A 9,875-nucleotide genomic window follows, 5' to 3' on the forward strand; every position below is an offset into this window, starting at 1 on the left:
CCCCCTCCTTCGGCTTGGCGAAGCCTGCAACCGGGGCCCCTGGCTCGCGGGGGAGGTCCCCTCGGCTACGCTCGCGATCTTCGCCCGCTCGCTGCCGTTCCGCTCGCCGGATTTGGCACCCTGTTGTGGGGACACTCCTCTACCGCCACCCGGAATTGAACCAGGAATGTCCCCGCCGCCTCGTCGACCCCCCCCGCATCGCTGCGGGTCCCCGGATATCGGCGCCGCCGCAAAGGACTCGGACCCCGGCGGAACCGGTCCGCGCGGCCTCATGAATTGACGCACACCGGGGCGGAGCAAGCCGCAGGAGGGTGGGCGGAGCAAGTAACGCGCAGCCGGGCGGGTGCATCGCACGGCGAGCCATGAGCAAAGCCCCCCTCCGAGGCGGCGCAGCCGTTCCCGCACGCCCTCGCGACGGGGCGCGCAACCCGGCGGAGCCAGCCGAAGGATGGGGGGATGAGCGGAGATAAAAATTCCGGGCGGAGGGAGCTCGGAGCGAAGCCCCCCTCCGAGGCGGCGCAGCCGTTCCCGAGCGCCCTCGCGAGAGGGAGTCACGCGCCGATCGGATCGCGGGCCGGGACGCGCGGGCACCGGTCACCTCCCCTTCAGCCGCGGGTCGGCGGCGTCCTGGATCCCCTCGCCCAGCAGGTAGTAGCCCAGGACGGTGACCAGGATGGCGAGCCCGGGGTAGACGGAGAGCCACCAGGCGAACTCGATGTTGTCCTTGCCCGCGGTGAGGATGTTCCCCCAGGACGGCGTGGGCGGCTGCACCCCGATCCCCAGGAACGAGAGGCTCGACTCCACGAGGATGGCGCCGGCCACCCCCAGGGTGGCCCAGACCAGGATCGGCGCAAGGGCGTTGGGGAGGATGTGCCGGAAGATGATCCGCAGGTTCCCGGCCCCCTGGGCCCTCGCCGCCGCGACGAAGTCCCGCTCCTTGAGCGAGAGGGTCTCCGCCCGGACCAGCCGCGCGGCCCCCATCCAGGAGGTGAGCCCGATGACGGCCATGATGTTCAGGATCGAGGGTCCCAGGAAGGCGATCACCGCCAGGATCAGGAAGAAGGAGGGGAAGCAGAGCATCACGTCGACGAAGCGCATCAGCACCGCGTCCACCCACCGCCCGTAGAACCCGGCGAGGAGCCCGATCACGAGCCCGATGGCGGTGGCGATCCCGGTGGCGACGAAGCCGACCTTCATCGAGATCCGCGCCCCGTGGACCATCCGGGAGAGGACGTCCCTCCCCAGTTCGTCGGTCCCCATCAGATGATCCGCCGACGGGGGGTCCAGGATCTTCAGGATCTCGATCCGGTTCGGATCGTGCCGGCTGAAGAGCCCCGGCGCCGCCGCGACGACGAACAGGCACGCCACGACGACCCCGCCCGCGACGGCGAGACGGTTTCGCGCCAGCCGCCGCAGGAAGTCCCGGAAGATGGAGCCGCTTTCCGCGCCCATGCCGCCTCCCCTACTCCGTCCGGATCCGCGGATCGGCCATGGCGTAGCCGACATCCGCAAGGAGATTCCCCATCAAGGTCAGGAAGGCGCCGATCACCAGCGCCCCCATGATCAGCGGGTAGTCGCGCGACATCACCGACTGGTAGAAGAGCTGCCCCAGCCCGGGGATCGCGAAGATCGACTCGAAGATGACCGACCCGCCGAGCAGCCCGGGGATGGAGAGCCCCAGGATCGTGATGAAGGGGAGGAGGGCGTTGCGCATCGCGTGCCGGAAGACCACCTTCCGCTCGGGAAGCCCCTTCGCCCGCGCCGTCGCGATGTAGTCCTGCCGGATCACCTCGAGCATGTTCGAGCGCATGTACCGGGAGAGGCCGGCCACCCCCCCGAAGGCCGACACGAAGACCGGAAGGACCAGGTGCCGGGCATAGTCCCAGGCCTTCCCCGCCGTCCCCAGGGAATCGTGCTCCAGGGAGACGAGCCCGGAGATGGGAAGCCACCCCAGCTTCACGCCGAACAGGATCATCAGGAGCAGGGCGAGCCAGAAGGTGGGCACGGCGAAGCCGGCGAAGACCGTCACCGTCGAGATCCGGTCGAACCAGGAGTCCTTCCGGACCGCGGAGGTGATCCCCAGGGGGATCGCCACCGCGAAGATCAGGAGCATCGACAGGACGTTGATCGCCAGCGTGACGGGGATCCGCTCCGCGATCTTCTCGGAGACCTTCCGGCCGTCCCGGGAGAAGCTCTCCCCGAAGTCCAGGGTGGCCATCCGCCCGAGCCACCGCAGGTACTGGACATGAACCGGCTGGTCGAGCCCGTAGTAGGCGCGCAGCCTCTCCCGCGACTCCGCGGTGGCTTTGGGGTTCAGGTCGGTGGACATCTCGACCGGCCCCCCGGGGGCGGCGTAGATGACCAGGAAGGAGATCAGGCTGATTCCCAGCAGCAGCGGGATCGACAGCATCAGGCGCCGGGCGATGTAGCGAAGCATCGGTCCCCTATTGCTGGAAGGTGGTGTACCGCTGCTGCGCCGTCGGCACGTACCACCGGATGAAATTGTAGGAGATCCCCGCGGGCGCCGGCTCGATCCCGTGGATCCGGTTGTGCACGACCGGGAGGGCGTCCGGGTAGTAGAGGAAGACGTAGGGCTGCTCCTCCGCCAGGATCTCCTGGATCCGGAAGTAGGCCTTCTTCCGCTTCTCGACGTCGAAGGTCCGCCGCCCCTCCTCGAGGAGCCGGTCCACCTCGTCGTTCTTGAACCCCACGAAGTTCAGTTCCTTGGGGCCCGTCTTTTTCGAGCTCCAGATGTCGTACTGGTCGGGGTCCTGGGTGATGTTCCAGCCCAGGATCACCGCGTCGAATTTGCGCTTGTCGACGAACTCGTTGATGAAGGCGGCCCACTCCAGCGTCCGGATCTCCATCTTCACCCCGACGGCGGCCAGGTTCTGCTGGAGGATCGCGGCGGTCTTCGCCCGGCTCTCGTTCCCGGCGTTCGTCAGGACCGTGAAGACGAACTTCCGGGACCCCTTCGCGAGGATACCGTCGCCGTCGGCGTCCTTCCATCCCGCCTCGGCCAGGAGGGCTTTCGCCCTCGCCGGGTCGTGGGCGTACCGCTTCACGTCCGGGTTGTAGACCCAGGTCCCCGGCTTGTAGGGGCCCGTCGCCTCCTGCCCGAGCCCGAAGAGGACCCCTTGTATGATCTCCTTCTTGTGGGCGGCGTGGGCGAAGGCCTGCCGGACCCTCCTGTCGGAAAAGAGCGGGTGGTCGAGGCGGAACCCCAGGTAGGTGTACCCGAAGGAGAGGTAGCGGTACTTGTTGAAGGATTTCCGGAATTCGGCGGTCTCGGTCTGCCGCGTGTACTGGAGGGGGGTCAGCCCCATCATGTCGATGCCGCCCGACTTGAGCTCCAGAAACATCGTGGCCGGGTCGGGGATGACGCGGGTGATGACGCGGGAGAGGTAGGGCCTCCCCTCGAAATGCTCCGGATTCGCCGTAAAGACCGTCTTCTCCCCCGTCTTCCACTCCAGGAACCGGAACGGGCCGGTCCCCACCGGCTTCTTGTTGAGGGGGCTCCGGGAGATGTCGGGGTACTTCTCCAGGAGATGCTTCGGGAGGACATGCATTCCCCACGAGGCGAGCGCGGGCGCGAACGGCTTGTCGTATTCGACGACGAAGGTATGCGGGTCCGGCGCGGTCGCCTTCTTGACCTGCTTGAAGTCCTCCGCGTAGGCGGTCGGGGTGTTCGGGTCGATCATCCTCCGGTAGGTGAAGAGCACATCCTCCGAGGTGAACGGGACGCCGTCCTGCCACTTCACCTCCTTGCGCAGCCGGAAGACGATCCGTTTCCCGTCGGGCGATACCTCCCAGGATTCGGCCAGCTCTCCCTCGAGCTTGAGATTCCGGTCGTAGCGGACCAGCCCGTCGAAGACATGGTTCGCCGCGGCATGCGACGCGGAGTCGGAGGTGACGGCCGAGAGGAAGCCGCTCACGTCCCCGATGCTCCCCTCGACGATGGCGTCCCCGTAGGCGGGGGGGCCCGCGGGCGCCGGGGCAGCCGCCCCCCCCTTCGACTCCTTCTTCTCCCCCGAGCATCCCGCCAGGAAGGCCAGGGCGAACAGAAGCGCAACCCGTGTGCGGCGGCTCATTCCACATCCCTCCGCAGGAGGATCCGGACCCCGGGGAGCTCCACTTCCACCCTGCCGGGCGGCGCGGAGGAATCCCGGCCCGGGTAGGCCACCGTGATCCTTGTACCGGAGATGCCGTATTCCGCGCGGGCCAGGTGCCGCCGTCCCGCGTCGGAGAAGAGGGTCTGGCGCCCGTCCCGGAACGCCCATCCCCCTTCGGACGTCCTCCCGGCCTCCCCTCCCTCCACCGGGTACCCGGGGGCGCCGGCCAGGATCCGCCCGAGCGAAACCGGCCCCGCGAGGACGGGCCGCAGGTTCCCCGGGGGAAACTCTCCCGCGGCGGGCCCGCGCTGAACGGTCACGCGCCCCCCGTCGTTCGTAAGGAACAGCACGGCGCGCCCCATGGGGTCGTAGAACCCGACCGTCTCCTCCACCGGACCCCGCGAGCGCACCCCCGCGACGAACGGGAGGACCCGGCCCGAAACCTCCGCCGTTCCCGAAAACGACGCCACGATCGGGTAGGGGATGCCGGAGGCCCCCGCGAAGAGGGCGGCCGCCTTTCCGGCCTCCTCCCCCGCGAGCCGGTACCGGAACGGGGAGCAGCCGGCCAGCGCGGCGGCGCAGAGAACCGCCATCAGGAGCGGCGCCCCCGTTGCTCCCGGGCCGCTCCGGCAGGGCGGCCTCCTTCCGGGGGCGGGCAGGAGAAGAAGCGCCACACGCGTCACTTCAGGCCGGAGTCGCCCTTGCGGACCTGCTTCAGCTTCCTGCGGATCTCCTCGGGGTTCTCGTGCCCTTTCGCGATCGACTTCTCGAAATAGGGGGCCGCCTCCTCGTGCTTCCCTTCCCCCGCCAGGATGTCCCCCATGTGCTCGAGGATGATCGGGTCGTCCGGGATGAGCGACAGCGCCCTCCGGATCTCCCGCTCCGCCCGGGGAAGATCCCCCTTCCGGAAATAGACCCAGGCGAGGCTGTCGACGAAGTATCCGTCGTCGGGGCGCAGCTCCAGGGCCCGCACGATCAGCCGCTCGGCCTCGTCCAGCTCCATGTTCCGGTCGGCATAGGTGTATCCGAGGTAGTTCATCGCCGTGGCATGCTTCGGCTCGAGCTCGATCGTCCGCTTCATCGACTCAACCACCTTCTCCAGCTTCCCGAGCTTGTCGTAGACGACCCCCAGGGAGAAGAAGACCCTCGCGTTGTCCGGATCCTTCTTCGCCGCCTCGTCCAGGACCGCGAGCGCCTCCTCGAAGCGCTTCGCCTCCTCGTACTCGGTGCCCAGGAAGATCATGAGGTCGATGTCGTCCGGGAACTTCCCCCGGAGTTCCTGCGTCAGCCGGATCGCCTCGTCGAGCTTCTTCCGCTTCCCGAGCGACATCGCCAGGTAAAGCATCGCCTCCCGGTAGACGGGCGAGGAATCGGGGATCGCGCGGAACTCCTTCTCCGCCTCGGGATAGAGCCCATTTTCCAGATAGGCGGTGGCCAGGAAATAGCGCACCTGCCCGTTTTCCGGCTGGGCGGTCAGGACGAACCGGAACTCGTTGATCGCATCGTCGAACCGGTCCTGGTCGAGGTAGAGAAGCCCCAGCTTCGCGCGGACGTCCAGGTTCCCGTCGGAGAACTTCTTGAGCTCCTCGTACTGGCCGACCGCCTGGTCGAGCTTCTTCTCCAGGATCAGCACCCGGCCCAGCCGTTCCCGCACGAAAGGGTTCGCGGGGTTGTTCGCCAGCGCCTTCCGGTACCTTGCTTCCGCCTCGGCGTGCTTGCCCATCATCTCGAGCACCCCCCCGGAATCGACCAGGGCCCCGTCGAAATGGGGATAGAGGGAAAGCGCCTTGTCGAAATCGGCCAGCGCCTCCTCGAACTTCTTCTGCGCCGCCAGGAGCCGCCCGCGGTAGTAGTAGGCGAAGTAGGCCTCGGAATTCCGGGAGACCAGCGTGGTGAGGATCTTTTCCGCCTTCGCAAAATCCCCTCTCTCCGCGTAGAGCGTGGAGAGGTGGAGGTAGGTTTCCTCCTTCTCCGGCTGGTCGGAGAGGACCCGCTCGTAGAGGCCGGCCGCCTTTTCCTTCTCTCCGGTGGCGGCCAGGACCCCCGCGAGCAGGTACCGGGACCGGATATGGGCGGGGTCGGCCTCGAGGGCGCGCTCCAGGTATCCCCTGGCCTCGTCCAGATTCCCCTTCTTCACAAGGACGTTACCGATCTCGTAGAGGATCTCCGGCTCGTTCTCCGCGTACCGGAGGGCCTTCTGGTAGCCCCCGAGGGCCGCATCGAGGTTGCCGCTCCGGTATGCGAGGTAGCCCGACAGAAATTCCGAGTAGGCCCTCCCGGCCAGGCGCGCCTGCATCCCGGACAGGTTCCCGTGGAATGCCTCCGCTCCCGGGGCGAGGAGGAACAGCGATACGGTCACGACGATGATTCCCGTTCTCATGGGCTCCCTCGAGGGTACATTTTCCAGTGTAGTATACATAATCGGAGCGGACGCCGCACCGTCCGGCCTCTCCGGCCGGATGCGCGAAACGCTCCCCTGGAGGATCAGGATGCTTGCCGGGCTGGACCTGGATTCGATCTTTTCCTCCCTGCTGTCGCGCGGGGGGGAATGCGGAGAGCTTTTTTTCGAGGAGGTTCGGACCCTCTCCGTCCTGCTGGAGGACGGCCGCGTGGAGCGGGTGCTGGAGGGGACCGATTCCGGGATCGGGATCCGGCTCGTCTTCCGGGAGAAGACCTACTACGCCTACACGACAGACAGGGCCGGGGATGCGGTGCTCTCCCTCGCCCGGGACCTCTCCCGGTACGCGGAAGGGGGTGGAGTCCCCGTCTCCCTTCCCGCGTCGCCCACCATGGCGGAGAACCCGTCGCCGGTCCGGGTTCCCCCCTCCACCCGGGGGATCGCGGAGAAGGTGGAACTGGTCCGGACGATGGACCGGGTCGCGCGCGGGGCTTCGCGATCGGTGCGGCAGGTCCGGGCGACCTACGGGGAGGCGGAGCGCCGGATCGAGGTGGCGTACCACCCCGGAGTGTTCGCCGCCGACCGCCAGACCTTCACGCTGCTCACGGTGCAGTGCGTCGCGGGGAACGGATCCGGGCTGACCATGGGATACGAGACCGGAGGGGGGACCGCCGGCTGGGAGTTCCTGGAGGAGGTCCTCCCCGGGACGCTCGCGGAGAAGGCGGCCGGCCGGGCGCTGCGCGCCCTCTCCGCGAGGAGGATCGAGGGGGGAAGGATGCCGGTGGTCCTGTCCTCCGAGGCGGGCGGCACGATGGTCCACGAGGCGGTCGGACACGGCCTGGAGGCGGACCTCGCACGGCGGGGGATGTCGGTCTACCGGGACTCCCTCGGGACGAGGGTGGGGAGCCCCCTCGTGTCGATCGTGGACGACGCCACGATCCCGGGGAAGCGGGGATCGTTCGGGATCGACGACGAGGGATCGCCCGGCCGGCGGACCCTCCTCGTGTCGGACGGGATCCTGCGCGGGTTTCTCTACGACCGGCTGCTGGCGCGGAAGGAGGGGGTCCCGCCCACCGGAAACGGCCGCCGGGAATCCTACCGGCACCGGCCGATCCCCCGCATGACGAACACGGTGATCCTCCCCGGGACCTCCTCCCCGGAGGAGATCCTCCGGTCGGTCGACCGGGGGCTGTTCGTCCGGAAGATGGGAGGAGGCCAGGTGAACACGGTGACCGGCGACTTCATGTTCGAGGTCGCCGAGGGGTACCGTATCGAGAACGGCCGGCAGGGGGAGCCGGTCCGCGGCGCGACGATCACCGGGAACGGGCCGGAGGCGCTCGGGATGATCGACCGGGTGGGCGACGACCTGGGCTTCGGCCTGGGCACCTGCGGGAAGGAGGGTCAGGGGGTCCCGGTGGGCGACGCCCAGCCCACCCTCCGCTTCGGACCGCCCTTCCTCACGGTGGGATGATCCACCCCGGCCGATTTCTCCGGTTTCCCGGGGGGGCCGCGGAAGGATACAATCCCCCGTGCGATGATCGATGCCGGGGAGGGCCTGAAGGGGCGGTTCGGAGGGATCCTCGAAGAGGTCGAGAAGGCCCGGAAAGGGGTGGCGGTCTACGCGATCGTCGTGATCGCCCTCACCGGCCTCTGCTTCCGCTTCTCCGAGGCGATCCTGCTGCGCCTGGCGGGACTGCTCAACCGGCGACTGGTCGCCTACGACCCCTCCGAGGGCTTCCTGGCGATGCTCTCCATCGCCCTCTACTGCGGGATCGCGCTCTCCCTGCCGGTCGGCGTCTGGCTCCTGTGGCAGGGGACGGTGGCGGCCAGGCTCCCCGCGTGGAACCGGCTCGGCGGACTGGTCATCGCGATGGCGACCCTGCTGTTTTCCGCCGGGGTCCTCCTGGGCTACTTTCTCCTGCTTCCCGCCGGCATCGGCTTCCTGGTCGGCTTCGAGACGCAGGAGTTCCGGGCGATGATCTCGGCGCGGCGGTTCATCTCCTTCTGCGGGACGATGCTGCTCGCCCTCGGCGTCTCCTTCGAGGCTCCCCTGGTCTCCTACTTCCTGGCGAAGATCGGGTGGCTTCGCCCCTCCTTCTTCCGGAAGAACTGGAGGCATGCCGTGCTGGGGTGCACGGTCCTCGCCGCCGTCCTCACGCCCACGCCCGACGTCTTCAACCTCACGCTGATGGCGCTCCCCCTGCTGGCCCTCTTCTTCCTGAGCTTCGGGGTGGTGTGGATCGTGGACCGGGGAAAGAGCGGGTAGCCGCTAGCCGCTCTCCCGCAGACGCATCCTGCGCTCCCTCTTTTTCCGCCGGTAGAGGGTGACCGCCCGGAGAGCGACGAAGTAGGCGCCCACCGAAAACACGAGGGCGACGACCAGGTTTCCGGCGAGATAGATGCCGGCCGCCGCGGTCAGGGAGTGGAAGCTCTCCCCGTTCCGCACGCTGTGCAGCACCTTCTTCGCGTCCGCGTGGAAGATCGCCGCCCCCACCGTCCCGGAGAGGCTCCAGAAGAAGGGGGTGGTGAGCGGGTTCATCACGAGGGAGCCCAGCGTCGCCGAGACCCGGTTCCACCGGAAGAGGGAGGCCAGGAGCAGCGCGAGGGGGATCCCCAGCCCGAAGGTGGGAAAGACGCCGAGGAAGACGCCGAGGGCAAAGCCCAGCGCCGCGTGGACCGGGTCCCCTCCGACCCGGACCAGGCGGAGGTAGATGTACCGGAAGATTCGTCTCCCCCGCTCGAGGAGGGTTCGCCGCGGCCGCGGGCACATGGGCGTCATTATATCGGGAAGAGCCCCCCCGCGGGTCAGATCCTTGCGTTTCGGAAGCGGGAGAAGATCTCCTCCGGCAGGGAGTCCGCCCCGTGCGGGATCCTCCCGAGGTACCGGTCCCCTGCGATCCGCCGGACCTCCTCCTCGTTGAATTCCCGCGCGGGAAAAGGCTCCGCGGAGCGCCCGTTCAACATCACCCCGCCCGGTGCGAGTCCCGAGCTCGCCAGGTATCCGATCGTCAACTTCAGGTGGTTCAGCACCCCGAGCCGGTCCTCCGCGATCACCAGCACGGCCATCCCCGTGTCCCGCGCGAGATCGGCGAAGGAGTATCCTTCCGCCAGCTCCACCGCGATCCCCCCCGCCCCCTCCACGAGCACGATATCCGCGGCCGCGGCCGCGGAGCGGACCGCCTCGCGGACCCGCCCGGGGTCGATCGCGACCCCTTCCAGCCGGGCCGCCAGGTGCGGGGAGAGAGGAGCCGCCAGGGGATGGAGGCAGACCTCGGAGAGCGGAAGGCCCGGCGCCATGGCGTCGCGAAGCGCGGCGGCGTCGGCGGGAAACGGCTTCCCGTCGGCCCCCGCGGGACAGCCCGACT

General features: G+C 68.6%; 9 protein-coding genes. 2 read left to right on the forward strand and 7 right to left on the reverse strand.

Annotated elements, in window-relative coordinates; genetic code table 11:
• Nucleotides 1-594 precede the first annotated feature (594 nt).
• The 5 genes from A2X88_09105 to A2X88_09125 form a co-directional block, all read right to left on the reverse strand.
• Nucleotides 595-1,452: a peptide ABC transporter permease gene (locus tag A2X88_09105; GenBank protein ID OGP33567.1), complete on the reverse strand. Its 858-nt coding sequence runs from the start codon at nt 1,450-1,452 to the stop codon at nt 595-597.
• Nucleotides 1,453-1,462: 10 nt separating this feature from the next.
• The gene (locus A2X88_09110; protein OGP33568.1) at nt 1,463-2,437 is read right to left on the reverse strand and encodes a diguanylate cyclase; all 975 of its coding nucleotides are present in this window, start codon (nt 2,435-2,437) and stop codon (nt 1,463-1,465) included.
• 7 nt (nt 2,438-2,444) lie between these two features.
• Nucleotides 2,445-4,091, reverse strand: a complete 1,647-nt coding sequence (locus tag A2X88_09115; protein OGP33569.1) for a peptide-binding protein — start codon at nt 4,089-4,091, stop codon at nt 2,445-2,447.
• Nucleotides 4,088-4,705: a hypothetical protein gene (locus A2X88_09120; GenBank protein ID OGP33570.1), complete on the reverse strand. Its 618-nt coding sequence runs from the start codon at nt 4,703-4,705 to the stop codon at nt 4,088-4,090. Before A2X88_09120 ends, A2X88_09115 begins: the two co-directional genes overlap by 4 nt.
• Nucleotides 4,706-4,791: 86 nt before the next feature.
• Nucleotides 4,792-6,492, reverse strand: coding sequence for a hypothetical protein (locus tag A2X88_09125; GenBank protein ID OGP33571.1), 1,701 nt, complete (start codon nt 6,490-6,492; stop codon nt 4,792-4,794).
• Between the two features lie 109 nt (nt 6,493-6,601).
• On the opposite strand from A2X88_09125, the gene A2X88_09130 reads away from it, so the two are divergent.
• Nucleotides 6,602-7,981 (forward strand): peptidase C69, encoded by a 1,380-nt coding sequence (locus A2X88_09130; protein OGP33620.1) that lies wholly within the window; start codon nt 6,602-6,604, stop codon nt 7,979-7,981.
• 63 nt (nt 7,982-8,044) lie between these two features.
• The gene (locus A2X88_09135) at nt 8,045-8,776 is read left to right on the forward strand and encodes a hypothetical protein (GenBank protein OGP33572.1); all 732 of its coding nucleotides are present in this window, start codon (nt 8,045-8,047) and stop codon (nt 8,774-8,776) included.
• A 3-nt stretch (nt 8,777-8,779) separates the two neighbouring features.
• Here the strand turns inward: A2X88_09135 and A2X88_09140 are convergent, their stop codons facing one another.
• Both A2X88_09140 and A2X88_09145 read right to left on the reverse strand, forming a co-directional pair.
• Nucleotides 8,780-9,280, reverse strand: a complete 501-nt coding sequence (locus A2X88_09140) for a hypothetical protein (GenBank protein OGP33621.1) — start codon at nt 9,278-9,280, stop codon at nt 8,780-8,782.
• A gap of 35 nt (nt 9,281-9,315) precedes the next feature.
• Nucleotides 9,316-9,807, reverse strand: coding sequence for a hypothetical protein (locus tag A2X88_09145; GenBank protein ID OGP33573.1), 492 nt, complete (start codon nt 9,805-9,807; stop codon nt 9,316-9,318).
• Nucleotides 9,808-9,875 lie beyond the last annotated feature (68 nt).

This window comes from Deltaproteobacteria bacterium GWC2_65_14, assembly GCA_001797615.1.
Lineage (GTDB): Bacteria > Desulfobacterota > Deferrimicrobia > Deferrimicrobiales > Deferrimicrobiaceae > GWC2-65-14.